This is a genomic window from Gordonia sp. VNK1 (genome assembly GCF_040049135.1).
GTDB classification, from domain to species: Bacteria; Actinomycetota; Actinomycetes; order Mycobacteriales; family Mycobacteriaceae; genus Gordonia; species Gordonia oleivorans.
In genome coordinates, this window is the sequence record NZ_JBDZDJ010000010.1 from 138,999 (window position 1) to 163,796 (window position 24,798).

At 68.1% G+C, this 24,798-nt stretch carries 23 protein-coding genes; 15 read left to right on the plus strand and 8 right to left on the minus strand.

Going from position 1 to position 24,798, the window contains the following annotated elements:
- Nucleotides 1-22 precede the first annotated feature (22 nt).
- Nucleotides 23-574 carry a hypothetical protein gene (locus ABLE94_RS14600; RefSeq protein ID WP_348807529.1) on the plus strand — a complete coding sequence of 184 codons (552 nt, stop codon included), beginning with the start codon at nt 23-25 and terminating at the stop codon, nt 572-574.
- 40 nt (nt 575-614) lie between these two features.
- Here the strand turns inward: ABLE94_RS14600 and ligD are convergent, their stop codons facing one another.
- Both ligD and ABLE94_RS14610 read right to left on the minus strand, forming a co-directional pair.
- Nucleotides 615-1,604, minus strand: a complete 990-nt coding sequence (ligD, locus tag ABLE94_RS14605) for a non-homologous end-joining DNA ligase (RefSeq protein ID WP_348809097.1) — start codon at nt 1,602-1,604, stop codon at nt 615-617.
- Nucleotides 1,605-1,613: 9 nt separating this feature from the next.
- Nucleotides 1,614-2,228 carry a TetR/AcrR family transcriptional regulator gene (locus ABLE94_RS14610; RefSeq protein ID WP_348807527.1) on the minus strand — a complete coding sequence of 205 codons (615 nt, stop codon included), beginning with the start codon at nt 2,226-2,228 and terminating at the stop codon, nt 1,614-1,616.
- A gap of 104 nt (nt 2,229-2,332) precedes the next feature.
- Between ABLE94_RS14610 and ABLE94_RS14615 the strand changes: the two genes are divergently transcribed.
- From ABLE94_RS14615 to ABLE94_RS14625, 3 genes are read left to right on the plus strand one after another with little or no spacing between them, the layout of a single operon-like run.
- Nucleotides 2,333-3,325 carry a Rossmann-fold NAD(P)-binding domain-containing protein gene (locus ABLE94_RS14615; protein WP_348809098.1) on the plus strand — a complete coding sequence of 331 codons (993 nt, stop codon included), beginning with the start codon at nt 2,333-2,335 and terminating at the stop codon, nt 3,323-3,325.
- 9 nt (nt 3,326-3,334) lie between these two features.
- Nucleotides 3,335-4,123: an enoyl-CoA hydratase/isomerase family protein gene (locus ABLE94_RS14620; RefSeq protein WP_348807525.1), complete on the plus strand. Its 789-nt coding sequence runs from the start codon at nt 3,335-3,337 to the stop codon at nt 4,121-4,123.
- A 46-nt stretch (nt 4,124-4,169) separates the two neighbouring features.
- Nucleotides 4,170-5,177: a class I SAM-dependent methyltransferase gene (locus ABLE94_RS14625; RefSeq protein WP_348807524.1), complete on the plus strand. Its 1,008-nt coding sequence runs from the start codon at nt 4,170-4,172 to the stop codon at nt 5,175-5,177.
- Nucleotides 5,178-5,180: 3 nt separating this feature from the next.
- Here the strand turns inward: ABLE94_RS14625 and ABLE94_RS14630 are convergent, their stop codons facing one another.
- Nucleotides 5,181-6,362, minus strand: coding sequence for an alpha/beta hydrolase (locus ABLE94_RS14630; RefSeq protein ID WP_348807523.1), 1,182 nt, complete (start codon nt 6,360-6,362; stop codon nt 5,181-5,183).
- Between the two features lie 125 nt (nt 6,363-6,487).
- Between ABLE94_RS14630 and ABLE94_RS14635 the strand changes: the two genes are divergently transcribed.
- A complete protein-coding gene (locus ABLE94_RS14635) occupies nt 6,488-7,708 on the plus strand; it encodes a THUMP-like domain-containing protein (RefSeq protein WP_348807522.1) in 1,221 nt (406 codons plus the stop codon).
- On the opposite strand, the gene ABLE94_RS14640 is transcribed toward ABLE94_RS14635, so the two are convergent.
- Nucleotides 7,631-9,055: an MFS transporter gene (locus ABLE94_RS14640; protein WP_348807521.1), complete on the minus strand. Its 1,425-nt coding sequence runs from the start codon at nt 9,053-9,055 to the stop codon at nt 7,631-7,633. The genes ABLE94_RS14635 and ABLE94_RS14640 overlap by 78 nt on opposite strands.
- A 53-nt stretch (nt 9,056-9,108) precedes the next feature.
- On the opposite strand from ABLE94_RS14640, the gene ABLE94_RS14645 reads away from it, so the two are divergent.
- A complete protein-coding gene (locus ABLE94_RS14645) occupies nt 9,109-10,104 on the plus strand; it encodes a GlxA family transcriptional regulator (protein ID WP_348807520.1) in 996 nt (331 codons plus the stop codon).
- 9 nt (nt 10,105-10,113) lie between these two features.
- Here ABLE94_RS14645 and ABLE94_RS14650 read toward each other — a convergent pair whose 3' ends face one another.
- Nucleotides 10,114-11,445 (minus strand): outer membrane protein assembly factor BamB family protein, encoded by a 1,332-nt coding sequence (locus ABLE94_RS14650; RefSeq protein WP_348809099.1) that lies wholly within the window; start codon nt 11,443-11,445, stop codon nt 10,114-10,116.
- A gap of 164 nt (nt 11,446-11,609) precedes the next feature.
- Here ABLE94_RS14650 and ABLE94_RS14655 point away from each other — a divergent pair, with 164 nt between their 5' ends.
- From ABLE94_RS14655 to ABLE94_RS14665, 3 genes are all read left to right on the plus strand, one after another.
- Complete coding sequence (locus ABLE94_RS14655; protein WP_348807518.1) at nt 11,610-12,362, plus strand: acyltransferase; 753 nt, start codon at nt 11,610-11,612, stop codon at nt 12,360-12,362.
- A gap of 400 nt (nt 12,363-12,762) precedes the next feature.
- Nucleotides 12,763-14,061: a 13E12 repeat family protein gene (locus ABLE94_RS14660; protein WP_348809100.1), complete on the plus strand. Its 1,299-nt coding sequence runs from the start codon at nt 12,763-12,765 to the stop codon at nt 14,059-14,061.
- Nucleotides 14,058-14,354 carry an HNH endonuclease signature motif containing protein gene (locus tag ABLE94_RS14665; protein ID WP_348809101.1) on the plus strand — a complete coding sequence of 99 codons (297 nt, stop codon included), beginning with the start codon at nt 14,058-14,060 and terminating at the stop codon, nt 14,352-14,354. Before ABLE94_RS14660 ends, ABLE94_RS14665 begins: the two co-directional genes overlap by 4 nt.
- 569 nt (nt 14,355-14,923) lie before the next feature.
- On the opposite strand, the gene ABLE94_RS14670 is transcribed toward ABLE94_RS14665, so the two are convergent.
- From ABLE94_RS14670 to ABLE94_RS14680, 3 genes are read right to left on the minus strand one after another with little or no spacing between them, the layout of a single operon-like run.
- Complete coding sequence (locus tag ABLE94_RS14670; RefSeq protein ID WP_348806648.1) at nt 14,924-16,186, minus strand: glycosyltransferase family 4 protein; 1,263 nt, start codon at nt 16,184-16,186, stop codon at nt 14,924-14,926.
- Nucleotides 16,186-17,733, minus strand: coding sequence for a 1,4-alpha-glucan branching protein domain-containing protein (locus ABLE94_RS14675; RefSeq protein WP_348809120.1), 1,548 nt, complete (start codon nt 17,731-17,733; stop codon nt 16,186-16,188). The genes ABLE94_RS14670 and ABLE94_RS14675 overlap by 1 nt, the downstream gene beginning before the upstream one ends.
- 8 nt (nt 17,734-17,741) lie before the next feature.
- Nucleotides 17,742-18,539 (minus strand): class I SAM-dependent methyltransferase, encoded by a 798-nt coding sequence (locus ABLE94_RS14680; RefSeq protein WP_348806649.1) that lies wholly within the window; start codon nt 18,537-18,539, stop codon nt 17,742-17,744.
- A 139-nt stretch (nt 18,540-18,678) separates the two neighbouring features.
- Here ABLE94_RS14680 and ABLE94_RS14685 point away from each other — a divergent pair, with 139 nt between their 5' ends.
- From ABLE94_RS14685 to ABLE94_RS14710, 6 genes are all read left to right on the plus strand, one after another.
- A complete protein-coding gene (locus ABLE94_RS14685; protein WP_348806650.1) occupies nt 18,679-19,464 on the plus strand; it encodes an electron transfer flavoprotein subunit beta/FixA family protein in 786 nt (261 codons plus the stop codon).
- 80 nt (nt 19,465-19,544) lie between these two features.
- Complete coding sequence (locus ABLE94_RS14690; RefSeq protein WP_348806651.1) at nt 19,545-20,498, plus strand: electron transfer flavoprotein subunit alpha/FixB family protein; 954 nt, start codon at nt 19,545-19,547, stop codon at nt 20,496-20,498.
- Nucleotides 20,499-20,656: 158 nt separating this feature from the next.
- A complete protein-coding gene (locus ABLE94_RS14695) occupies nt 20,657-21,523 on the plus strand; it encodes a GNAT family N-acetyltransferase (RefSeq protein ID WP_425476204.1) in 867 nt (288 codons plus the stop codon).
- Nucleotides 21,520-22,416 carry a lysophospholipid acyltransferase family protein gene (locus tag ABLE94_RS14700; RefSeq protein WP_348806653.1) on the plus strand — a complete coding sequence of 299 codons (897 nt, stop codon included), beginning with the start codon at nt 21,520-21,522 and terminating at the stop codon, nt 22,414-22,416. The genes ABLE94_RS14695 and ABLE94_RS14700 overlap by 4 nt, the downstream gene beginning before the upstream one ends.
- A gap of 84 nt (nt 22,417-22,500) precedes the next feature.
- Complete coding sequence (locus ABLE94_RS14705) at nt 22,501-23,004, plus strand: DUF4334 domain-containing protein (RefSeq protein WP_348806654.1); 504 nt, start codon at nt 22,501-22,503, stop codon at nt 23,002-23,004.
- A gap of 284 nt (nt 23,005-23,288) precedes the next feature.
- Entirely contained in the window at nt 23,289-24,719 is a 1,431-nt protein-coding gene (locus ABLE94_RS14710) for an MFS transporter (protein WP_425476207.1), read from the plus strand.
- Nucleotides 24,720-24,798: the final 79 nt, after the last annotated feature.

Sequence of the window (24,798 nt, forward strand, 5' to 3'; positions counted from 1 at the left end):
CGCTGATGCCTACGCTGGCCGGATGACCGAGTCGATGCCGTCCGGTGTGACCACACGAGCCGCCGACCTGCGACTGCCGCAGTGGGTGGTGATCTGGTTCGCCATCACCGCGGTCATCCAGACCTACGACGCGTGTTATGTGCTGCTGGGATCGGTCTCGCACAAGGGTGGATCGATGGCGTGGCTGTGGCCGGGGCACGTCTTCTATTCGTCCTTCGATCACCGCTACGCGGGCGCCGACGCGTTCGGCAGCGCCCAGAGCTGGGCCAACCTGCTCGAGGTACTCGTGCTGATCTGGGTGCTGTCGAATCGTCGGCGGTTCTCCGCCGTCGTGGTCGGGCTGATCGTCACGGTCGCCACCTTCTGGAAAACGGTTCTCTACTTTCTCGTGGAGGCGTCCAGTGGTCTGGAGATGACCAGGCAGTCGCTGGAACGGGGCGACATCGTCGGATTCCTCACGGTCGCGGTACTGCCGAATCTGGTCTGGATCGTCGTGCCCGGCGCGGTGATGATCACGCTCGGTCGGCAACTTCTCCGCGTGGGACGCGTGGCGGCGACGCGATCGGCGCCGTGACCACAACCGAAGCCCGCAGCCGAAACCGCAGCCGACGACCTCAGTCGAGGTCGATGACGTCCGGGTCGTCGACCTCGGATGGATGCCCGGCCTCATCGCCGCTGTCGCGCTCGGCCCAGTCGAGCAGGTCATCGATGCGGAAGGCGACGTCATCGATCTCCGCGTGCAGGTCACCGAGCTCGGCGAAGCGAGCGGGCATGGTCGCGATGGTGAAGTCGTCGGGTTCGATGTCGTCGATCTCGGCCCAGGTCACCGGCGCCGACACGGTGCCCCGCGGGTTGCCGCGCACCGAGTACGCGGATGCCATGGTGTGATCGCGGGTGTTCTGGTTGTAGTCGACGAAGACCGCGGCCGGGTCGCGGTCCTTGCGCCACCAGGCGGTCGTCACATCGGTGGGTGCGCGTCGCTCGACCTCCCGGGCGAAGGCGAGCGCGGCCTGGCGCACCTGCTGGAAACCCCACTCCGGCGCGATCCGGACGTAGATGTGCAGGCCGCGTCCGCCGGAGGTCTTCGGGAACCCGCGGATGCCGAGATCGTCGAGGACCTCGTGCACCACGCCCGCCACCCGGCGGATGCGGGCGAAGTCGCAGTCGGGCATCGGGTCGAGATCGATGCGCCACTCGTCGGGTGATTCCGGGTCGGCGCTGCGCGAGTTCCACGGATGGAACTCGACCGTCGACATCTGTACCGCCCAGATGACACTGCCGAGTTCGGTGACGCTCAACTCGTCGGCGGTGCGCCCGTACCGTGGGAACCACAACTGCGTGGTCTGCACCCAGTCGGGTGCCCCGGCGGGAATGCGCTTCTGGTGCACCTTCTTTCCGTCGACGCCCTTCGGGAACCGGTGCAGCATGCAGGGACGCTCGAACAGGGCGCGAACGATGCCGTCGCCCACCGACAGGTAGTAGCGGGCGAGATCGAGCTTCGTCTCGCCTCGCTCGGAGAAGTACACACGATCCGGGCTCGACAGCCGGACCGTGCGGCCGTTCACCTCGAGCATGACGGGTTCGCCGGCCGAGGTCGGGCTCATGGGATCTCCTCACCGAGGTCGGGGAGTGGTCCCTGTGGAGTCTGCCATCGCGGCGGCCGCGGTGGCGGTCGCCATGCCCGTGCACTGGGTGATCAGCATCGCCCGGTGGCGGTCCGGATCGGGATCGGCGGGGATGACATCACGCAACGCACCGAGCGTCCAGTGACTCACCACCAGCGAGATGACCGCGAGCAGGAGACCTTGTGCGTCGGCTTCGGAGACGTCGGGAAGTGCCGACCGGATGCCGCTCCAGTTCCGGGTGCACATCGGTCGACGCGAATCGGGCGACGCCGCGTGGTCGAGTTCGAGGCTTTCCCATGCGAGCAGGCGCGGCAGTTCCGGTCGGCGGCGGCAGCGGTCGTAGAGGCGGCCGGCGAACTCGCCGACCCGCTCGGGGCCGGTGCCGGTGACGTCGATGCCGGTCAGCAGGTCGGTGAGCTCGCGGGTGAGTACCGCCGAGAACAGACCCTGTTTGTCGCCGAAGTAGCGGTAGACGCGCTCCTTGTTGACCCCGGCGTCGCGCCCGATGGCGTCCATGCGCGCGCCGGCGAACCCGGCGCGGGCGAACTGACGTGCCCCGGCGTCGAGGAGTTTGGTGCGGGTCGCTTCGGTGTCCCAGGCCATGGACGATCACCCTACCAATTCTCCAACCGAACGTTTGGAAACGAGGGCGTGCCCGCCTATCATTGATATCCAACTGAACGTTTGGAGATTGGACGGTGGTGGCGATGCGGGCAATGGTTCTCGGTGCGCGAGGAGCGGTGGGATCGGTGATCGTCGGCGAACTCGAGCGCCGCGGACATGACGTCACGCCCGCGGGGCGCCGCGAAGGCGAGGGCGGCCGGGTCGATGTGTCGGCGCGGGACGGAATTGACGTGCTCACCGGCCTCGCCGTCGGCCACGACGTGCTGATCAACGCGTCCGGGGTCGAGGACGAACGACTGGCCACGTTGCCGGTGCCGGTGGTCGAGATCTCGGCGACGTCGCGTTACCTCGCCGCGCTGCGCCGCAGCACCGGTCCGCGGGAGACGGTGGTCCTTGGCGCCGGGCTGGCCCCCGGCCTGTCCACCACGTTGGTCGCCGACATGGCGTCCGCACCCGACGACGAGATCGACGTCGGCGTCATGCTGGGCACCGGTGAGCACCACGGGACGGCGGCGGTGGCGTGGACGATCGGATTGATCGGGCAGGACATCTTCGCGTCGCCGGATGGCATGCCGGTCACCAACTTTCGCCAGTCACGAGTACTTCCCGGCTACGGCGGCGAACGTCCGCGACGTCATCTGCGGGCCGACTTTCCCGACCATGTGCTGCTCGGGACCACTGCGCGGCCGGCGGCGGTGCGTTCCCACCTCGCGATGACCGACGCGCTCTCCACTCGCGCGTTGGCGCTCGCGGCACGCCGTCCGCGATTGCGGGCCCTGGTCGGGCGGGCACCACACGTCGGCTCGGATCGGTGGCGGATCACCGTGGTCAACCGTCGAAGGGGGGAGGTTCGTATCGCGACGGGGCGAGCCCAGTCCGCGGCCACCGGCGTGGCCGCGGTCCTCGCGGCCGAGCGGGCGGTCGAGCTCTCCGATGGCGGATGCCGGGGGCTGGGGGCGGTGACGATGGCGGACCTCACCACGTCGGTGGCGGTGGCCGACAGATTGTGCGAATCGGGGCGCCCCACCCGTCTCGTTGGTCAACCCGGAACGCGATCGGCGGGATCGGACCGGTAGCCTTCGACCATGGCTGAGTTCGTCACTCTCGAAACCTCTGAAGAGCATCCCGGCGTGGGCACGATCCTGCTCCATCGCCCACCGATGAATGCGCTGAACCGGCAGGTGCAGTCCGAACTCGCGGCCGCCGCGGCGCAGGCCACCGAACGTGACGACATCAAGGCGGTCATCGTCTACGGCGGCCCCAAGGTGCTCGCGGCCGGTGCGGACATCAAGGAGATGACCGACATGACCTACGCGGAGATGTCCAAGGTCGCCGGGTCTCTGCAGCGTGCGCTGGGTGCGATCTCGGAGATCCCGAAGCCGACCGTCGCCGCGATCACCGGATACGCCCTCGGCGGCGGACTCGAGGTGGCGCTCGGCGCCGATCGTCGGATCGCCGGCGACAACGCCAAACTGGGCGTACCCGAGGTGCTGCTCGGCGTCATCCCCGGCGGCGGCGGCACCCAGCGTCTGGCCCGGCTGGTCGGGCCGTCGAAGGCCAAGGACATGATGTTCACCGGCCGCTTCGTCGGTGCGGCCGAGGCGCTGGAGATCGGGCTGGTCGATGAGGTCGTCGCCCCCGACGAGGTGTACAACGCCGCCCTGAAGTGGGCCGGACAGTTCGCCAACGCCGCGTCGGTGGCCATCGCCGCTGCGAAGAAGGCCGTCGACCAGGGCCTCGGCGTCGACCTGGACACCGGGCTCAAGATCGAAGAACAACTGTTCGCCGCGCTCTTCGCCACCGAGGACCGCGCGATCGGAATGGCGTCGTTCGTGGAGAACGGCCCCGGCAAGGCCACGTTCACCGGTAAGTAAGGCGATGGCCCCCACCGGGGGCGTCGGAGAGAGGAAACGCCAAGCGATGACGACCACCGAGAACGGGACCACCCCCGAGGGCGGCGCGACCGACGATCAGGGAATCGATCCCGCGCCGAATCCGCATGCCACCGCCGAACAGGTGCAGGCCGCGTTGACCGACACCAAACTCGCCCAGGTGCTCTACCACGACTGGGAGGCGGAGACCTACGACGAGAAGTGGTCGATCAGCTTCGACGAACGCTGCATCGATTACGCGCGCGGCCGGTTCGACGCCGTGCAGACCGACGAGGGGCTGCCGTATGGGCGGGCGATGGAACTCGGTTGCGGCACGGGGTTTTTCCTGCTCAATCTGATGCAGTCCGGGGTCGCGACCAAGGGTTCGGTGACCGACCTGTCGCCGGGCATGGTGAAGGTGGCGTTGCGCAACGCGGAGAACCTCGGACTCGACGTCGACGGCCGGGTGGCCGACGCGGAGAAGATCCCCTACGACGACAACACCTTTGACCTCGTCGTCGGACACGCCGTGCTGCATCACATCCCGGATGTGGAGCAGGCGCTGCGCGAGGTGCTGCGGGTCCTCAAGCCGGGTGGTCGGTTCCTGTTCGCCGGCGAGCCGTCGACCATCGGCGACTTCTACGCCCGCTGGATGAGTCGCGCCACCTGGTACCTGACGACCAACATCACCAAACTCGGTCCGCTGCAGTCGTGGCGGCGGCCGCAGGAAGAACTCGACGAATCCTCCCGCGCGGCCGCGCTCGAGGCCGTCGTCGACATCCACACCTTCGATCCCGACGAGCTGGCCGGCATCGCCCGCGCCGCCGGCGCCGAGGGCGTCGACACCGCCACCGAGGAATTCGCCGCCGCGATGCTCGGCTGGCCCGTCCGGACCTTCGAGGCCGCGGTGCCCGCAGGCAAATTGGGTTGGGGCTGGGCCGGATTCGCGTTCGGTTCGTGGAAGCGGCTCACCTGGCTCGACGAGAACGTGCTGCGAAAGATCGTGCCCCCGAAGTTCTTCTACAACGTCGTCGTGACGGGCACCAAGCCGCAGTAGTCGCTACGGCCCGACGATCAGATTCGCCGGGAGATTCGCCACGACCGCGGCCATATTGTATTGGGCCATCGTCGATTTCCCGTCGACGTCGCGGGTATAGCTGGCGTGGGCGGTGCTCCCGACTCGGGTCACGCCGGTCTTGTCGGTGCCGGCATGGGTGGACAGCCGGATGAGGTCGGCGCTCTCGGCGGGGTCGCTGCCGAAGATGCCGAGTTCGGCGATGGTGTCGCCGTCGTTGCGGAGGTAGTAGGCGCGACCGCCGATCAGGTTGAAATCCTGCGGGGTGTAATCGGCATCGTATCCGCGCTCGCCGCCGAGGCCGGGTGAGCCGTAGAAGATGACGTCGCTGATCAGTCCGTGGGTCAGGCGCAGCGCTTCGGCGGTCACGAGTGACCCGTAGGAGTGTCCGAGCGCGACGAGACGCGGACGACGGTCCGAGGCGGCGGCGATGCCGGCATAGAAGCGGGACAGGATCGGGGCGGTGTCGCGTGCCTTGCCCTCGGTGCTGACGTGAAAGGCGCCGCGCGCGGTCGAGATTCGGCCGCCGGGCCCGGTGAGATTCGGGGTGTCGTAGCCGATCCAGGCGATGGCCGCCACGGTCTCCTGTCCGCGCCCGGCCAATCCCAGCTGCCGGGTGGCTTCCTCGCGGAGCAGTCGCGATTCACCACCCATCCCCTGATAGGGCAGATCGCCGGTGAGTGACGGCGAGATCGTCGTGCCGAGCCCGGGGGTGCTGATGGCGATGTGATCGGCGTGATCCGGGTTGCCGATGGCCACGGCGCAGTGGCCGCGTTCACCGCTGTGCATGTCGAAGGAGATCAGCAGTCGCGGATTCTTCTCGTCGGCGCGTCCGAGTTCGTGTTCGATGGCGCCGATGTCGGCGAGTTTCTTGTCGACGTACCACTTGCGGGTGTCGTCACTGGTGAACGTTCCGCCGAAGCGGTTGTCGGCGAGCCGCTTCTCGAGGTCAACGCTCTGCTTCTGGAGGTCGGCACGCATGGTGGGGAGCATCGCGCGGTTGGCGATGTCGCGGTCGGTGGCGAGGATGCCGTCGGAATTGCCGATCCACTCCGGATGATCGGTGCGCAGACGGGCACGCTCGGACTCCGGGAGGCCGACCCACCACTGGGCACGGGTGACTGCCGGACCGTTCAACTCTTCGGGACGGTGATCGCTCGACTTCACGCCGTGAGATTAACGCGAGCGACCGGGCGGATGCCCCGACATGCCGGTGCCGAACAGACCGGATGGACCGATGACGGCGGACCCGGGTGGTACGCCGCGGCGGGGACGCGAGAAGATCAACGGTGATGGGGTACAGGTTCGGACTCGACGATGTGGCATTTCTGCGGTCACGGCATGGCGACAAGGCATTGGAGAACGTCGGTGGCCTGGCCCTGACGCCGGCGTCGATGCTGTCCGACATCGCCGAGGCGCGCAGCCGCTACGCACCCCATGACGCCGCTCTCATCGAGACGGTCCGACTGCGTCGGCGTGCCGTCGGCAAGCTCCGGCACGCCGCCGATCTGCTTCTCACCGACGACGCCCTGCAACAGTCGACCGCATCGGTCGTCGCCGCGCACCGCGCCGCCGAGATCGCCCGGCGTTATCCCGACGCGATCGTGCACGACGTGACCTGTTCGGTCGGCGCTGAACTGATCGAACTCGCCGCCATCGCTGGAATCGGTGGTGTCATCGGCAGCGACCTCGATCGTGTGCGACTCGCGATGGCGCGGCACAACACCGCATTGAATGTGTCGTGCCCTCCGACGCTGCTCGTCGCCGACGCACTGACCCCGACCTCGACCGCCGACGTCGTCCTCGCCGACCCGGCGCGACGCACCGGTGCCGGGCGGGTGTTCTCACCGGACGCGCTCAGCCCTCCGCTGCTGGATGTTCTGATGACCTATGCCGGGCGTCCGCTGGCGGTGAAATGTGCTCCGGGACTGGACTATCAGGTGATGCGGGATCGTTTCGGATTCTCCGGTGAGGTGCAGGTGACCTCGCTCGACTCGTCGGTGCGGGAGGCGTGCCTGTGGTCGGGGCCGGGGATCGGTGTCGGACGGCGGGCCACGGTGATGCGCACCGGTGTCGACGGCGCCGTGTCGGTCTGGGAACTCACCGATGCCGAACCCGACGACATCCCGACCGGTGAACCGGGGGAGTGGATCATCGATCCCGACGGTGCGGTCGTCCGCGCCGGACTGGTGCGGCACTACGCGCACCGACACCGGTTGTGGCAACTGGATCCGCAGATCGCCTACCTCACCGGCGATGCGGTGCCATCCGGTGAGCGCGGGTTCCGCATCATCGAGCGGCTGGGCTCGACAAGTGAGAAGGTCCTGCGCAAGGCGCTCGCCGCCCAGGACTGCGGCACCCTGGAGATCCTGGTGCGCGGCCTCGACGTCGACCCCGACGCACTGCGGAAACGGCTCAAGCTCAAGGGCACCCGGTCACTGTCGTTGGTGCTCACCAGGATCGGCCGTAAGGGAGTGGCCTTCGTCTGTGAGGCCGGGATCCGCGGGATCTGAGCCCGCCGGTGCGGCCCCGGTGACGTCGGTTACGGTGACCTCGGTTTCGGTGACGTCGGTTTCGGCGATGTCGTTGGCGCGGAGCCGGATTCCCGCGCACAGTGCGGCGGCGACGACGCACAGTGCCGCCGCGACGTGAAAGGCGTTGTCGTAGGAGCCCTGCGCATCCCTGATGTAACCGGCGCCGAAAGCGGCGACGGCGGCACCGATCTGATGGGAGGCGAACACCCAGCCGAAGACCACCGGGGTGTCCGCGCCGAAGTAATGCCGACAGATCGCGATCGTCGGTGGGACGGTCGCCACCCAGTCGAGGCCGTAGAAGATGATGAACACCCAGGTGCTCGGTTCGGCGTTGGGCGACAACAGCATCGGGAGCAGCACCAGCGACAGACCGCGGCCGAGATAGTAGATCACCAGCAGGATGCGGGGATCCACCCGATCGGTCAACCATCCCGAGAACACGGTGCCGGCGACGTCGAAGATACCGATCGTCGCCAACAATGATGCGGCGACGGTGGTCGGCATGCCGTGATCGTGCGCCGCCGGGATGAAGTGGGTCCCGATCAGACCGTTCGTCGTCATTCCGCAGATCGCGAAGCTGCCGGCCAGCAGCCAGAAGGCCCGGACGCGCATCCCGCGCACGAGTCCGCTTGCCGCGGAGCCGAATCCGCTGGTGGGCAGAGCGGTTTCGGCGTCGTCCGGACGGGCGCCGTACGCGGTGGTACCGACGTCGGTGGGACGGTCCCGGATGAACAGCACCACCAGCGGAACCACAGCGAGTGCTGCGCCGGTGACCACGATCGACGCCCACCGCCAGCCGTATGCGTCGGTGATGTGGGCGACCACGGGGAGGAAGATCAGCTGACCGGTCGCCGATGCGGCGGTGAGGATTCCGGTGACGAGGCCGCGTTTGGCGACGAACCAGCGGGTGGAGACGGTCGCCACGAAGCCCATCGAGATGGACCCGGTGCCCAGGCCGACGAGGACACCCCACAGCAGGAGCAATTGCCAACTGGCGGTCATGAACACGCCGAGTCCGGTGCCGGCGGCGATCAGCAGGAGCGCGCCGGTCAGGATCGGGCGCACCCCGAATCGGTCCATGAGTGCCGCCGAGAACGGGGCGGTGACACCGAAGAGCACCATGTTGATCGACATGGCGGCGCCGACGGTGGCGTGCGACCAGCCGAACTCCATGTGCAACGGGTCCATCATCACGCTCGGAACGGCCCGGAAGCCGGCCGCGCCGAGGATCGCGATGAAACTGACGGCGGCGACGATCCAGGCCCAGTGCAGGTGCGGTGTCCGCCGGCCGGAGGTCGGCACGGTGGGCGTGGGGGAGTTGGTCACCGATACAGCATCGGGTATCGACGTGCCGGGCCACCACTGGCATGATTGCCAATATGTCGGAAGATCATGCCAAGCGTGTGTCTGTCGCGACTCCGCATGCGGTGGCGGTCCTGCTGCTGCCGCCGGTCGTCGGTTTCGACGCGACGATGCCGTCACTGCTGTTCGGTCAGGCGTGCGCCGACGACGGCAGCCCGCTGTATTCGGTCACGACCGTGTCGCTGTCGCCCGGACCTCTCGACACCACCACCGGCTACGGGATCGTCGCCGCGGCGGGACCCGAGGCGCTCGCCACGGCCGACACCATCGTCGTGCCCGGTACGCGCCTGGCGTCGAGTCGTCGTGACGGCGTCCTCGACCCCGACGTGGCGCGCGCACTCGACGCGCGCAAGCACGACGCCCGACTGGTGTCGATCTGCACCGGTGCCTTCGTCCTCGCCGCGGCCGGCGTCTTCGACGGAAGGCGGGCGACCACGCACTGGCAGTACGCCGACGACTTCCGGCGCCTCTACCCCGAGGTCGACCTCGATGAATCGGTGCTGTTCGTCGACGAGGGTGCGGTGCTGAGCTCCGCGGGTCTCGCCGCCGGAATCGACTTGTGCCTGCACATCATTCGGCGCGATCACGGGGCTGCCGTCGCCAACCGCGTCGCCCGGCACTGTGTGGTCCCGCCCTGGCGTGAGGGTGGTCAGGCTCAGTTCATCGAACGGCACGTACCGGTCGGTGACGGTCCGGGAACGGCGGTGGCGCGGGAGTGGGCGCTCACGCATCTGGCCGAACCCGTCACCGTCGACCGGATGGCTGCGCACGCGCAGATGAGTACGCGGACCTTCATCCGCCGGTTCCGCGACGAGACGGGTTCCGCGCCGGGCGCGTGGCTGCGCGACCGGCGGCTCGACCTCGCCCGGGAGCTGCTCGAGACCACCGACCTGTCCGTCGATGTCATCGCCGAACAGACCGGTATCGGCTCCGCCGACAATCTCCGTCACCACCTCCGCAAGGAACTCGGCATGGCCCCGATCGCCTACCGGCGCACGTTCCGCGGTGCGTGAACCCTCCGCTCAGCCGGGGATGTTGCTCTTCGAGTCGAAGAAGTACACCTCGCCGAGATTGGTGGCGGTGGCGATCTGCCCGGACGCCGACACCGCGATACCGGTGGTGAAGCCGGCCGAATCGGGCAGCGTCAGACTGCGTTCGGTGCTGCCGTCGGCGGTGGACACCTCGGTCAGCGACAGGGTGTCCTTGCCGGGATCGCGCACGACGGTCCACGCGGTCCCCGAATTGGTCAGCGCCGAAAGGCTCACGGTCGCCAGATCGTTGCGCTGCCACACCTTTTCGGCTCTGTCGCCGCGGTCGCGCAGCAGCGTCAACGGGGCGCCGATGACACCGGTCGGGATGATCAATCCATCCGGGGACACCGTCATCGTCGCGAACCCGTAGCCGCCGTTGTCGTAGGTCCAGCGGGTGGTGCCGGTCGCGGCGTCGAGGGCCACGATCTGGCCGAGGCGGCTGAAGGTGTAGACGGTGGAGCCGTCGGCCGACAACGTGGCCGGCCCGATCACCCCGCCGGGCACCTGCGCCTTCCACATCTCCGAGATCGTCCGCTTGCCGTCGACCTCGGCGTAGGAGAACCCACGGATCTCGCTGGCGATCGCGCCGGTGGGCCACACATTCAGGAAGAAGCGCTGATGAGCCATGTCGACCGCGGGGGGAGCGGGAACCGCACACCGCGGACCGTTGGTGACGCAGTCGCCGTATCCGTAAAGCGGGTCGGCCGGATCGGCCTCGGGACGCAGCCGTACCTCGGGTGCGGCGAACTGCGCCGTCTGGGTGTCGATGAGCAGGATCTGGCCCTGTGTCGTCACCATCAGGGCGATGCCCGGGTCGGCGAACTTCGCCGACAACGGCACCCCGACCACCGGCATCCGCCACCGGATCGCACCACCGGCGTTGAACGCCAGGAAGGTGGTCTGTTCCCCGATGTAGGGCTGGTCGTACTGATCGGTGAGCATGGCGTTGCCCGAGACACCCTCACGCATGTTCTTGCAGAAGTTCTTGCGTCCCGAGCGCTGATCGAGCACCAGCAGGTTGCATCCGGTCGCGTTGGAGGTCACCCCGACGTTGCCGGTCGCCGAGATGGTCACCGGCGCGGTCACCGTGCCACCGGTCGGGCGGGTCCAGCTCAACGCCAGATCGTCGGGGACGCTGGGGTAGGCGAAGTTGGAGTTCGCAGCGTTGCCGCCGTAGCTGGACCACCCGATTCCCGGTACCGACCGGACGTCGATGTGGCCGTCGGAGCATGATGACAGCGCCAGGGCGGCCACCGCCGCGAACACCACGACGACAGTTGCCGGCATGCGCCGCATACCTCGCGGACGTCGGGCAACCGCCATCGAAGCTCCTTCACCTCTGCTCGCCGGAGTCATCACCGGCGACGCCAACGCTAGAGCCTATCCTGTGGGGCGTCGGCGACCGGTGCCGCGACGCCCCGGACACGGCCCCCGGAGGTGATATCTGGCGAATCCGGTCCACATGCGATGGCCTAGGGTTGCCTGTCATGACCACGATGTGGAACGCCAGCTACCGGTCGCGGTTCCGGGCCGGGCGTCGTCGGGACCCCGAGCAGGTGCGCTTCCTGACGATCGACTCGTTGCGCTGGGTGCTCCGCAATCGGGCCTATACGCCCTGGTATCTGGTCCGTTACTACCGACTCGCGAAGTTCCGGATGGCCAATCCGCACATCGTGCTGCGCGGAATGCTGTTCCTCGGCCGCAATGTGGAGATCCACGCCACCCCGGAGATGAGCCGGATGGAGATCGGCCGTTGGGTCCACATCGGCGACGGCAACTCCATCCGCTGCCACGAGGGCAGCCTGCGCATCGGCGACAAGACGGTCTTCGGCTGCAACAACGTCGTCAACTCCTACCTCGACCTGGAGATCGGTGGCTCGACGCTGATCGCCGACTGGTGCTACATCTGCGACTTCGACCACCGCATGGACGACATCACGCTGCCCATCAAGGATCAGGGCATCGTCAAGGGGCCGGTGCGCATCGGCCCCGACACCTGGGTCGCCGCCAAGGTGACGGTGCTGCGCAACACCATCGTCGGCCGCGGCTGCGTCCTCGGCTCCCACGCGGTGGTCAAGGGCGTCATCCCGGATTACTCGATAGCCGTCGGTGCACCGGCCCGCGTCGTCAAGAATCGCAAGGACGCCTGGGCCGCCAACGCCGCGGAACGTGCCGAACTCGAACGCGCTCTCGCCGACATCGAACGTAAGAAGGCACAAGCGGCGCGCGGCGAGGGCTGACCGGCCCCACCCTCCCTTGGCTGAGCCGAGCCGGAGCCTCTCGTTGGTGGGCGACCCGCCCGTTGGGTGGAACCGGCCGTGCCATCCGTCGAAGCGACGCGCCCCTCCCGTTGGTGGAGTCGGCCCCACCCTCCCGTTGGTGGCGTCGGCCGCGCTCCTCCCGCCCATCGAACCGACCCGCCCCCTCCCGTTGGTCGAGCCGGTGAGGAGCGCAAGCGACGAGCCGAGTCGAGACCTCCGCAACCCGACAGCGAAACCGAGCCACCGACAACCGAACACGGATCTGCCGACGCTGACAGCGTTCACCCCCAACCGATTCCGCGCCGGCGAAAGTTGTCGGACCCCCTCGCTACACTTGACTCAGTTCAGTTCGAGCGACCGAGCAGAGGAGGTGAACACCATGGCCGACACAATGATTCAGACCAATCAGGCACCAGAACTGTCGATGACCGCCGACGACGCAGCCATGATCGATCACCTCCCCGTCGAGGCGGCCACCGCTCTGGCCCGCTCCCTGCAACGCCAGGAACGACAAGTGATCGCGCGGAAGGTGCTCTCCGCAGCGCGGATCGGGCACACCGTGTACGACGAGATGCTGCTCTCGGGCCATCAGACCAACGTGCACACCACCGACGCCGTCGACAAGAGCGCCACCGGCAAGGTGTCCACCACCCTGGGTGTGTCGGTGCCGCAGGCCACCGCGTGGATGACGCTGAGTTTCCTGCTGTCGACGCTCCCGACGGTGACCGCGGCATTCCTGGACGGTGACCACTCGTTGGAACGTATCCGCATCATTGCCATCGAGATCGCCGTCCTGTCCGACGACGATGTCCGCGCGTTCGCCGAAACCCGTGCGCTGCAACTGGCCGAACGTAATCAGGCGGATACGACCCTGCGGGATCAGGTCGTCGAGATGGTGATCGCGCTGGATCCCGACGGTGCCGCGGACCGTCGTGAGGAGGCCGCTGCACGTGATCAGAACGTGCGGGTCCGCCGAGATACCAACGGGCACTGCAGTATCTCCGTCTACGCCCCGGGAGAAATGGGTGCCCATCTGGCGGCGCGGATCGCGAAGATGATCAGTGAGCGGATCTGCCCACGTGACCCGCGTCGTCAGGGTCAGGTACAGGTCGCGGCATTCGCCGAAATCCAAGGACTACCCGGCGCACACCTGTCGTGTGAGTGCGGGCGGGGCGACTGCTCGCGGGCGATCCCCTTGCCGGAAGAGCCAACTGGCCTGACCGACCTCGACATCGACCCCGACGCGGCTGATCTGTCTGGCGATGTCGACGTGACCGACGATCCCGAGATGACCGACGATTCCCAGTCGGGCGCTGACGTCGCCGCCGCCGACGACGCTGAGGGCGAGGCAACGGATACCGTTGAGGCGCAACCCGACACCGAGACCAACACCGATTCGCAGTTGTCGCTGTCGTTGATCACCGACCCGTCCGGGCAGCGGGAAGCCCGGTTGGAGTACTTCGGCGTTGTCGACGACGCTCATGCCAGGTCATTAATCAGTTCGGACAGCTGGTCACCGTCACCGAGTTTCCCACCCTGGACATACCCAGCATCAGCACCGCCACCTCGCTGGATCGGATACCGGCGGCGTGGCGTCGTCTCGACGATCCGTTCCCCGCGTTACCGATCGACCCCACCGGGCACGGTGGACATCTGCTGCCACCCTCGGGTGCGTTGACGTATCGGATGCCGGCATGGTTGCGGGAGAAGATCATCGAGTTGGATGGCACCTGCCGGTACCCGCATTGCGGGCGCCCGGCCAGTGAATGCCAGATCGATCACCTGGTGAAATTCGTGCACCAGGATCCGATAACCGGTGGCTGGACCGTGGAATTCAACCTGATGCCGTTGTGTACCCCGGACCATCAGCGAAAGCATATGGGGTTGTTGATCCCCACCATGTTGTCGGATCGGGCTGTCGTGTGGCGTGATCCGGTGTCCGGGGAGACCATCACCACCTATCCGCGGTAGGTCACTACCGTCGGGTGGTGCTGCGCTGCAGTCGGTTTCCAGCGTCGGGTTGGGTGGTCTCGACCTCGACAAGCTCGGCCCGGCGGACACGCCACGGGCTCGCAAGCTCGCACGAGGCGGCTCGACCGGCGAGACGACGACGGCTCGACCTGCGGGAGTCGGGTTGTGCTGCAATCGGTTCCAGCTTCGGGTTGCGTGGTCTCGACACGACCTCCGCTGGCGCTTCGGTCGGCTCGACCGGCGAAATGGGCCGGTTCGACCGGCGAGACGACGACGGCTCGACCTGCGGGAGTCGGGTTGTGCTGCAATCGGTTCCAGCTTCAGGTTGCGTGGTCTCGACACGACCTCCGCTGGCGCTTCGGTCGGCTCGACCGGCGAAATGGGCCGGTTCGACCGGCGAGACGACGACGGCTCGACCTGCGGGAGTCGGGTTGTGCTGCAATCGGTTCCAGCTTCGGGTTGCGTGGTCTCGACGCGACCTCCGCTGGCGCTCCGGTCGGCTCGACCGGCGAAATGGGGCGGTTCGACCGGCGGCGCAACGAGTTTCAGCAACGTGAGGTCGCCGCGGGTCAGGGGTTGTTCGGATCACGTTCGGGCAGTGGGCGTTCGACGATCGGCCGACGACCGACCGGGGTACGAACTCGCCGTTTCGCGGCTGCATAGACCGCCAGGGTGCGGGTTGCGACCTCGGTCCAGGAGAAGTCCGTGCCAAGACGGGCCCGCGCATTGCGGGCTCGGGTGGCGGCCTCGGCCGGGTCCGACAGTGTCGCCCGCACGGCCGCCGTCAGGCCCGCCACGTCGGCGGGTGCGAAACTCAGCCCCGTCGCCGAATCCTGCACCGCCTCACCGAGTCCGCCGGCTCGAGACACCACCAGCGGGATGCCCGTCGCGGCGGCCTCGAGGGCGACGATGCCGAAGGGTTCATAGCGGCTCGGCAACACGATCGCGGTGCACCGGTGCATCAGATCGACGAGACCGTGATGGTCGACGGCGCCGATGAAGCTCACCGCGCGCGACACCCGGTACCGCCGCGCCTGCTCGACCAACCAGTCGCGCTGCGTTCCGGTCCCGGCCACGGTCAGCGTCGTTCCCGGATGTGTCCGACGGATGCGGGGGAGCGCGGCCAGCAGATCCTGCAGGCCCTTCTCATACTCCAGGCGCCCGGCGAACAGCAGCTCGGCCGGTCCCGACGGAGTCGGCCGCGGGGTGAAAGGCCATACGGTGATGTCGATCCCGTTGTGGATCACCGTGATGTCGGCGACCGGATCGAACAGTCGCGACACCTCGTCGCACATCGACACCGAGCAGGTGATCAGGGCGTCGGACTCCTCGGCGAGCCACCACTCCACCGAATGCACCTGCCGATTGATCCGGCCGCTCACCCAACCGCTGTGCCTCCCGGCCTCGGTGGCGTGAATGGTCGACACGAGTGGGACGTCGAAGATCTCGGCCAACGCGATCGCCGGGTGCGCGACGATCCAGTCGTGGGCGTGCACCACCTCCGGTGACCAACCGCCGTGCGTCGGGTGGTGGCCGCCGAGGATCGTGAGACCGGCCCGGATGAAGGCATGCCCCATCGCGAGGGTCCACGCCATCATGTCCGTGCCGAACTCGAACTCCAACGGGTCTTCGGCGACGGCGATCACCCGCACCCCGTCGACGACGGTGTCGGTCGTCGGATGCGTCAGCGCATCGGTGCCCGGCGGGCGGCGCGTCAGCACCACCACATCGTGTCCGAGATAGGCGAGTTCGGTGGCCAGATGGTGCACGTGACGCCCGAGACCTCCAACCACCACGGGTGGGTACTCCCAGGAGACGAGCAGAATGCGCATCAGATCGACTCCGCGCGGCCTGCGGCCATCGCCGGGGGGACCCGGCGGGCATCCAGGTCGGCGAAGAGATTGTCTGCTCGAAACCAGTTGTGGCTCAACCGTTGTGCCTCGCGGTCACGTCCGCTCAGTGCGGCATCGACGATTTCGCGGGTGGCGTGGGCGTGGGTATGCGCACGCGTGACGGCATAGTGGGCGGCGGTGTCCTTGGACACCATGAACGGCCAGTCCGACGACACCGTCAGCAGGGTCTCGCGCACGATCTGGTCGGCGACCCGATTGCGTCCGGCACCCGGTACGACGAGCTTGTCGAGGGCGGCCAGGGCGGTTTCGGTGACCTCGGCATTGAGCTGGACCAGATGCGAGACCTGCGGTCCCTCCCACACCCGCCAGTCCTTTCCCGACCCCCACGACGACGCGGGGAGATCCACCGGTTCCCCGACGAAACCGTCGGCCGCGGCACCGGCGAGTGTCCCCACCCGCACGCCCGCCTCGGGAAGTCGACGCAGCACCCGCTCCAACCAGATCGGTCCCTCATGCCACCAATGGCCGAACAACTCGGTGTCGAAGGCGGCCACCACCAGGGCGGGCCGACCGATCCGGGCGGACTCGTCGATCAGGCGCCGGCGGATGTGAGCGATGAAGTCGTCGACGTGGCGATCGATCACCGCATCCGCGCGCTGCGGGTCGTAAGGCTTCTTGGCGTGACCGGGGACCTTCTTGCCGGTGACCCGGGCCGGTTTCAGTCCGGTGCCGTGGTCGTAGGTGTGGAAGTCGCGGTAGGCGCCGTGACCGGGATAGCCGGACTTCGGTGACCACACGCGATAACTGACCTGCAGGTCCCGGCCGAACGCCAGCACATCGGTGTCACCGACCGGCCGGGCCAGCGCGGTGTCGCCGTGCAGCGTCGGACCATCGACCATGAAGTGACCGACCCCCGCCGCCGCATACTCGGCTTCCATACCGGGGGCGAAGGCGCACTCCGGCGCCCAGATCCCGCGTGGGCGTCGCCCCCACCGTGCATGGGCGTCGGCCAGGCCCTCCGACAGGGAGAACCGGCGCAGCCGCGGATCGAGAAGCGGCGCGAACGGATGGGCGAGCGGTCCGCCGAGGATCTCGACGACCCCGCTGTCGGCGACCCGGCGCAGCATGGGCGACGCCCCGTGTCGCCAATGCTGCTCGAAGTCGCGCATGGCCGCCGCCGCCGAACGATACTCACGCGTCCCCAACACGCGGCGGGTGTCCTCCCGCGACACCGCGGCCTCGCATGCGCGCAGTTGCCAGTCCGCGAGCCATTCGTACATCGACGCGCAGCAGTGCGGATCGTCGAGTTGTGCGGCCAGTACCGGTGTGATGCCCAGCGACATGACGTCGCGCAATCCGTCGTCGGCGAGGCGGCGCAGCATGTCGAACACCGGGAGATACGAACCCGCCCACGACTGATGCAGCCATTCCTCGCCGACCGGCCACCGGCCGTGGTGGGCCAACCACGGCAGATGTGAGTGCAGAACCAGCGTGAACTGCCCCGGTACCGGCGTCGCGTCGCAGATCCGGGGATTCAGGGTCGCACCGCGATCGCGAGAAGGTCCAGACAGGCGTCGATGTCGGCGTCGTCGCGGATGTCGAAGTCGGTGGCCGCGACGGCCGCCACATCGTCCACGAGCTCGTCCGGCCACGGTTGCCCGGCGAGGGCGCGTTCGATCTGCGCGTCGATCAACGACCCACCCCACTTCGCATCCAGGCGCGCCAACGCCGCGCCGTGATGCACTCCGAGCATCGCGGACACGACGAACCCGCCGTCGACGAGGAGTTCGGTCAGCTCCGCGGCATTGAGCTCGCGGGTGTGGAACGGGTTGAGCGGGGTGTCTCGGCCGGGGGAGAAGGTGATGCGATTCGGGGTCGAGATCAGCAGCTCGCCGCCGGGACGCAGCACCCGCAGGCATTCGGCGATGAACGCCGGCTGATCCCACAGATGCTCGATGACCTGGAAGTTCACCACCGCATCGACCGAGGCGTCGGCGAGAGGGAGGTCGATCAGATTCCCTTGCACGATCTCGACCTCGGGGTAGCGCACCCGCGTGTGGGCGACCGCGGCGTCGTCGTAATCCACGCACGTCACCGAGGCGCCGGCGGCGGCGAGCATGGCTGCCCCGTAGCCCTCACCGGACCCGGCCTCGAGAACGCGCAGGCCCGCGCAGCGCCCGGTGATGTGGGTATAGGCGACCTCATGGCGGCGGAACCAGTAGTTCTCGGCGGGAATGCCCGGAACTGTGCGTTCGCCGGTGAGGGCGAGTTGCTGGTCGGTCGTCAGTGCCTGCGGCGCGCCGGGCACGGGTGTCCGGTGTACGTCGGTCATCCCCACGACACTAGTCCCCCCTCCGTTTTGTGAGGTAGTCGATGTTCAGCCCGATAATAGGACGGGTTAAAGTGGGGAGACCGATGGCCTTACCCGCCGGTAAGTTGCCGAACCCGACGCAGGAGGTCGACGTAGACCCATGACAAACATTGTCGTTCTGATCAAGCAGGTTCCGGACACCTGGTCCGAGCGCAAGCTCTCCGACGACGACTTCACCCTGGACCGTGAGGCCGCCGACGCCGTACTCGACGAGATCAACGAGCGCGCCGTCGAGGAAGCGCTGCAGATCAAGGAGGCCAACGGCGGCGAGGTGACCGTGCTGACCGCGGGCCCCGAGCGTGCCACCGAGGCCATCCGCAAGGCACTGTCGATGGGTGCCGACAAGGCCATCCACATCAAGGACGACCTGCTGCACGGCTCCGACGCGGTGCAGACCGCCTACGTGCTGGCCCGCGCGCTCGGCACGGTCGAGGGTGTCGAGCTGGTCATCGCCGGCAACGAGGCCACCGACGGTCGTGTCGGTGCCATCCCCGCGATGATCGCCGAGTACCTCGAACTGCCGCACCTGACGCACCTGCGCAAGCTGACCCTGGAGGGCGAGACCCTCACCGGTGAGCGTGAGACCGACGACGGCATCTACACCATCACCGCGGACCTGCCGGCCATCGTCAGCGTCAACGAGAAGATCAACGAGCCGCGCTTCCCGTCCTTCAAGGGCATCATGGCCGCCAAGAAGAAGGAAGTCGCCGTCCTCACCCTGGCCGAGATCGACGTCGAGCCGTCGGATGTGGGCCTGGAGAACGCCGGATCCACTGTCACCAGCTCCACCCCGAAGCCGCCGAAGACCGCCGGTGAGCGTGTCACCGATGAGGGTGATGGTGGCGTGAAGGTCGCCGAGTACCTGGTCGGCCAGAAGATCATCTAGGCCCCAGCCGGAACCACATCACCGCGCCCGCGCATTCGGAGCGAATGACGCTGGGCCCCACACACATTCAGGAGAAGGAAATGGCAGAAGTTCTGGTTCTGGTCGAGCAGGACGCCGAGGGCGCCCTGAAGAAGGTGACCAGCGAACTCATCACCGCCGCACGCGCACTGGGTACCCCGTCGGCGGTCGTCGTCGGCAAGTCCGGCTCGGCCGATCCCATCATCGACGGCCTCAAGGAAGCCGGCGCCGAGAAGATCTACGTCGCCGAATCCGATGACGCCGCAGGCTATCTGATCAGCCCGCAGGTCGACGTGCTGTCGTCGATCGCCGAGGATGCGGCTCCGGCCGGCGTCCTGGTCGCGGCCACCGCCGACGGCAAGGAGATCGCCGGTCGCCTCGCCGTGCGCCTCGGTTCGGGCGTGCTCGCCGACGTCATCGACGTCAAGGAGGGTGGCATCGGCATCCACTCGATCTTCGGTGGCGCGTTCACCGTCGAGGCCCAGGCCAAGGGTGACGTCCCGGTCTTCTCGGTCCGCCCCGGTGGCGTCGAGGCCGCCCCGCAGGCCGGTGCCGGCGAGCGCGTCGACGTCGCCGTCCCGGACCAGGACGGTGGCGTGAAGATCACCAAGGTCGAGCCGAACGTCGGCGGCGACCGTCCCGAGCTCACCGAGGCCTCGATCGTGGTCTCCGGTGGCCGCGGTGTCGGTTCGGCCGAGAAGTTCTCGGTCGTCGAGGAACTCGCCGACTCGCTCGGTGCCGCCGTCGGTGCGTCCCGCGCCGCGGTCGACTCCGGCTACTACCCGGGTCAGTTCCAGGTCGGTCAGACCGGCAAGACCGTGTCGCCGCAGCTGTACGTGGCGCTGGGCATCTCCGGTGCCATCCAGCACCGCGCCGGCATGCAGACCTCCAAGACCATCGTCGCCGTCAACAAGGACGAAGAGGCGCCGATCTTCGAGATCTCCGACTTCGGTGTCGTCGGCGACCTGTTCAACGTCGCCCCGCAGCTGACCGACGAGGTCAAGAAGCGCAAGTGACGTCCGTGTCACCTCGGTGACACCCGTCTTCCGGTGACCCCCGACCCTCATGGTCGGGGGTCACCGGCATTTCAGGGACGGTTCATGCGACGGTCGGTTGGGCCGTCGACGTGTTCACCCGCCCAGCACCGACACGACGTGCCACCGTCGCCGTCGCGATGTGTCGCCTCGTTTTCATCTGGGGTATGACATCAGCCCCGGTCACCGTCCTCACCGGCCGATTCCGCACCCTCGTCGATGCGGGCCCGCTACGGGTCATCCTGACCGACGAACCGTCCGCCATCGCCGCCGCCCAGCGACTGCGCTACACCGTCTTCGCCGCCGAACCCGGATTCGCCGACACGATCGGCGACTACGAGTCGGGTAGGGACGCAGACCATTTCGACGCCCACTGCGAGCATCTGCTCGCCTGGCATGACGATCACGGCCTCATCGGGTGCGCGCGTCTGCTGCCGCCGCCGCGGGCCATCGCGGCCGGCGGGTGGTACAGCTCGGGCGAATTCGACCTGTCCGAACTCGACGAGATCGCCCCGGCCACCGTCGAGATGGGCCGGGCATGTGTGCTCGACGGCCATCGTCACGGCTCGGTGACGGCACTGCTGTGGGCGGCCCTCTTCCGTCACCTCGACGAGACCGGCTACCGCTACGTCATGGGGTCGGTGTCGGTTCCGCTGGGCGACACCGCAATCCGCATTGCCGGCCACCCGGCGGCCCGTGGCTCGCTGCTGCGTGGCGTCCGGGATGTCGTGGCGCAGCGTCATCGGGCCGACTGGCAGGCATACCCCCATGTGCGGGCCCGCATCGACGGAGTGCTGCTCGACGAGATCGAGCCGCCCGCCTCGGTGACGATGCCGCCGCTGATGCGCGCCTACCTGCGTCTCGGCGCCAAGATCGGCGGTGAGCCGGCCGTCGACTCGGCCTTCGACGTCGGTGACTTCCTCACGGTGCTCGACACCCGCACCGCCAACGCCCGGTATCTCGACCGGCTCCGTGACTCGGTGGCTCGCCTCGGCGGTGCCCGATGACCGCGGTGCTCCCGGCTGCCGAACCGACACCCGATCGTGTTCTCCGGCAACCGCACGGGAAGGTCTGCCGGCACGACCACCACTCGTGGTACCCGACGAGCCCCTGCGGCGCCGAGTGCCTCGACGCCCCGGCGCGACGCGCGGGACGAGTGATTGTCGCGGCCCGGTTGATCCGGCTGACAATGGTCCTCACCGTGATCGCATTCCTCGGGGCACTGGTCGCGCCCATGCCACGACTGGTGCGACGCGCGTACCTCCGTCGCTCCGCGCAGGCGGTGCTGCATGCCATCGGCATCCGCATCCTCCTCGACGATCACCGCCCCTTCGGTTCCCGCGCCCGCGGTCTCGTGGTCGCCAACCACATCTCCTACCTCGACATTCTCGCCATCGCGGTGGTGCAACCCGCGCACTTCGTGGCCAAGTCCGACGTCGCCCAGATGCCGGGAATCTCGGTGCTGGCCAAGCGATTCGGGGTGATCTGCATCGACCGCTCATCGTTGCGCACCCTGCCCACGGTCATCGACGAGGCGACCGCCGGACTGTGCGCGGACTCCTCGGTGGCGGTGTTCCCGGAGGGCACCACGTGGTGCGGGCACGCGCAGGGCAGCTTCCGCCCGGCCTTCTTCCAATCCGCACTCGATGCCGGCGTCCCGGTCCTCCCGGTCGGGATCGCCTTCAGCGCACGCGGCGGGCGATGCACCGCGCCGGGATTCATCGGCGATGACGGGCCCGCCGACACGTTGCGCCGGGTGCTGGCGCTGCGGGACCTCACGGTGCACGTCAGCCTGCACGAACCCCAACTGCCGCGCGGCGATCGGCGCGCGCTCGCCGCGCGATGCGAGATGCTGATCCGATCGGCCCCCGAGCCATGGGCACCGGCACCGCTGCGCTGAGGATCTGACAACATATATGATGTTGCTCGCGTCTGTGATGGACGCGACACCGATGTTGTCTCACGCGCCGGAAGGGACCGCCACATGTCCGACACCGCCACCCCAACTCCACCGACGAAGCTCACCGCCGACCAGGCGCGCGCCCGCTTCGCCGACCTGCGTGCCGTCGACGGCACCGTCGACGACGCCGAACTCGACGAGATCTGGGCGGCGCTGCCGACCCTGCGTCCCGAGGAGATGCTCGGCCGGTGGAAGGGCGGCGAGTTCACGACGGGCCACCAGACCAACGGGTTGCTGCCCAAGGTCGGCTGGTACGGCAAGACCTTCATCTCCCGCAACGACGTGCAGCCGCTGGTGTGCCGCGACGAGAACGGGGAACTGTTCTCCAACACAAAGCTGGGCAAGGGCGAGGCCAGCCTGTGGATGATCGAGTTCCGCGGTGAGGTCACCGCATCGATGGTCTACGACGGACAACCCGTGATCGACCACTTCAAGCGCGTGAACGACTCCACCCTGATGGGCATCATGAACGGCAAGGGCGGCGTCATCGACGGCCGTCACCTGTACTTCTTCCTCGATCGGGACTGACCGCAGGAGGTCGCGGACCGGGCCGGGCGGCGCGCGAGCGGGTGCTCGTCCAAGCCGTGCCACGTGAGCGGCCAAGCAGTCGACAAGAGGGTTCCAAGATCATCGGGTGACGGTGGTGGCCGACATACCGGCCCGACGAAGGAAGCCCTGTGCCCACTCCGCCCCAGACCTCTCCGCCCCAGACCACTCCGCCCCAGACCACTCCGCCCCAGACCACACCACCACCGACCCGTTCCCGCCTCGTTGCGCGGATCACCCTCGGGGTCTCCTGCGCGGCCACCGCGATGCTCATGCTCGACATCGCCGTGGTCAACACCGCGCTGCCCGCCATCGCCCGGGAGTTCGACGCCGACTTCGCCGCCCTGAAATGGGTCATCGACGGCTACACACTCGCCCTGGCCACCATCGTGTTGTCGGCGGGTGCATGGGCGGACCGGATCGGCCGTCGCCGCGTCTTCCTGATCGGCGCGGTGGTGTTCACCGCCGCGTCGGCATCCTGCGCGTTGGCGCCGGACATGCTGCTGCTCAACATCTCTCGGATTGTCCAGGGAATCGGTGCGGCGTCGCTGTTCGCCACATCGCTGGCATTGCTGGCACCCGCCTTCCCCGGACCCACCGCCCGCAGCAAGGCGCTCGCCGCCTACGGCGCCACGATCGGTGCGTCGTTCGCCGTGGGCCCCCTCCTCGGCGGAGTGCTCACCGAAACCCTCGACTGGCGTGCGATCTTCCTGATCAACATCCCGGTCGGGGTGGTGATGATCGGATGCACCCGTCTGGTCGACGAATCCCGCAGCGAGACACCGCGACGCGGTGACAAGGCCGGTGGGGTGGCGGTGATCATCGCCCTGGCCGCACTCGCCTATGGGCTGATCGAGGCCAACACCCGCGGATGGACCGATCCGGTGACCCTGGCCGCCCTGGGTCTGGCCGCCGCCGCCATCGTGGGCTTCGTGCTCGTCGAAAGCCGGGTGGCACAACCGATGATGCCGCTGTCCCTGTTCTCCAACCCGGGTTTCGCCGGTGCGCAGGTCGCGACCTTCGCGATCTCCGCATCGATGTTCGCGGTGTTCATCTACGTCACGATCTTCCTGCAGGGAGTGGTGGGACTCTCGCCCATCGATGCCGGCCTGGTCTACCTCCCCGGAACCGTGGTGATGCTGATCGTCGCGGGAGCGACCGACCGCATCCTCGGGCGGGTCGCGCCGTGGCGGCTGATCGCCGGCGGGCTGCTCGCGGTGGGTGGTGGCCTCGCCTGGATGACCATCGGCGGATTGGACAGCAGTGGCTGGGACCTGATGGGCGGCTTCGTGCTCGCCTGCATCGGAGCCGGCGTCTTCAATCCGGTGATGAGCGGAATCGTGCTCGCCGAGAGCGGTCTCGACGACGCGGGGCTGGCCACCGGAATCAACGACGTGTTCCGGCAGTCGGGCATCGCGCTCGGGGTGGCGGCACTCGGGGCGGTGTTCCCGGTGCAGTCGGTGCTGAGTGGCGGATCGCCCGCGGACTTCGTGGCCGCACTCGACACCGCGCTGTGGATCAGCGCCGCTGTCGCGATCGGCGGCGCGGTGATCGCCGCGCTCACCATGCGCAGTGCCCGGGCCACCACCGGTGACATCCCGTCCGCGCAGCTTGACCCGACCGGCGACGGTACGAGGGGCGACGGCAGGAGGGGCGACGGCACGAGGGGCGAGGCCCCGATGCCGGTGAACCGATGATCCCCGCCGGAATCGACAACCGACGAGCTCTCCCGGTCGGCCGCCGCGATCACGCATTGCCGCCTAGAATCCTCGGATA

Bases quoted from the DNA above. Each gene is read 5' to 3' on its own strand.
- ABLE94_RS14655 (WP_348807518.1), top strand. From the start codon at position 11,610: ATGACCACGATGTGGAACGCCAGCTACCGGTCGCGGTTCCGGGCCGGG.
- ABLE94_RS14705 (WP_348806654.1), top strand. From the start codon at position 22,501: ATGTCCGACACCGCCACCCCAACTCCACCGACGAAGCTCACCGCCGAC.
- ABLE94_RS14650 (WP_348809099.1), bottom strand. From the start codon at position 11,445: ATGGCGGTTGCCCGACGTCCGCGAGGTATGCGGCGCATGCCGGCAACT.
- ABLE94_RS14710 (WP_425476207.1), top strand. From the start codon at position 23,289: ATGCTCATGCTCGACATCGCCGTGGTCAACACCGCGCTGCCCGCCATC.
- ABLE94_RS14615 (WP_348809098.1), top strand. From the start codon at position 2,333: ATGCGGGCAATGGTTCTCGGTGCGCGAGGAGCGGTGGGATCGGTGATC.
- ABLE94_RS14620 (WP_348807525.1), top strand. From the start codon at position 3,335: ATGGCTGAGTTCGTCACTCTCGAAACCTCTGAAGAGCATCCCGGCGTG.
- ligD (WP_348809097.1), bottom strand. From the start codon at position 1,604: ATGAGCCCGACCTCGGCCGGCGAACCCGTCATGCTCGAGGTGAACGGC.
- ABLE94_RS14685 (WP_348806650.1), top strand. From the start codon at position 18,679: ATGACAAACATTGTCGTTCTGATCAAGCAGGTTCCGGACACCTGGTCC.
- ABLE94_RS14625 (WP_348807524.1), top strand. From the start codon at position 4,170: ATGACGACCACCGAGAACGGGACCACCCCCGAGGGCGGCGCGACCGAC.
- ABLE94_RS14690 (WP_348806651.1), top strand. From the start codon at position 19,545: ATGGCAGAAGTTCTGGTTCTGGTCGAGCAGGACGCCGAGGGCGCCCTG.
- ABLE94_RS14695 (WP_425476204.1), top strand. From the start codon at position 20,657: ATGTGTCGCCTCGTTTTCATCTGGGGTATGACATCAGCCCCGGTCACC.
- ABLE94_RS14600 (WP_348807529.1), top strand. From the start codon at position 23: ATGACCGAGTCGATGCCGTCCGGTGTGACCACACGAGCCGCCGACCTG.
- ABLE94_RS14670 (WP_348806648.1), bottom strand. From the start codon at position 16,186: ATGCGCATTCTGCTCGTCTCCTGGGAGTACCCACCCGTGGTGGTTGGA.
- ABLE94_RS14700 (WP_348806653.1), top strand. From the start codon at position 21,520: ATGACCGCGGTGCTCCCGGCTGCCGAACCGACACCCGATCGTGTTCTC.
- ABLE94_RS14635 (WP_348807522.1), top strand. From the start codon at position 6,488: ATGGGGTACAGGTTCGGACTCGACGATGTGGCATTTCTGCGGTCACGG.
- ABLE94_RS14660 (WP_348809100.1), top strand. From the start codon at position 12,763: ATGGCCGACACAATGATTCAGACCAATCAGGCACCAGAACTGTCGATG.
- ABLE94_RS14610 (WP_348807527.1), bottom strand. From the start codon at position 2,228: ATGGCCTGGGACACCGAAGCGACCCGCACCAAACTCCTCGACGCCGGG.
- ABLE94_RS14645 (WP_348807520.1), top strand. From the start codon at position 9,109: ATGTCGGAAGATCATGCCAAGCGTGTGTCTGTCGCGACTCCGCATGCG.
- ABLE94_RS14680 (WP_348806649.1), bottom strand. From the start codon at position 18,539: ATGACCGACGTACACCGGACACCCGTGCCCGGCGCGCCGCAGGCACTG.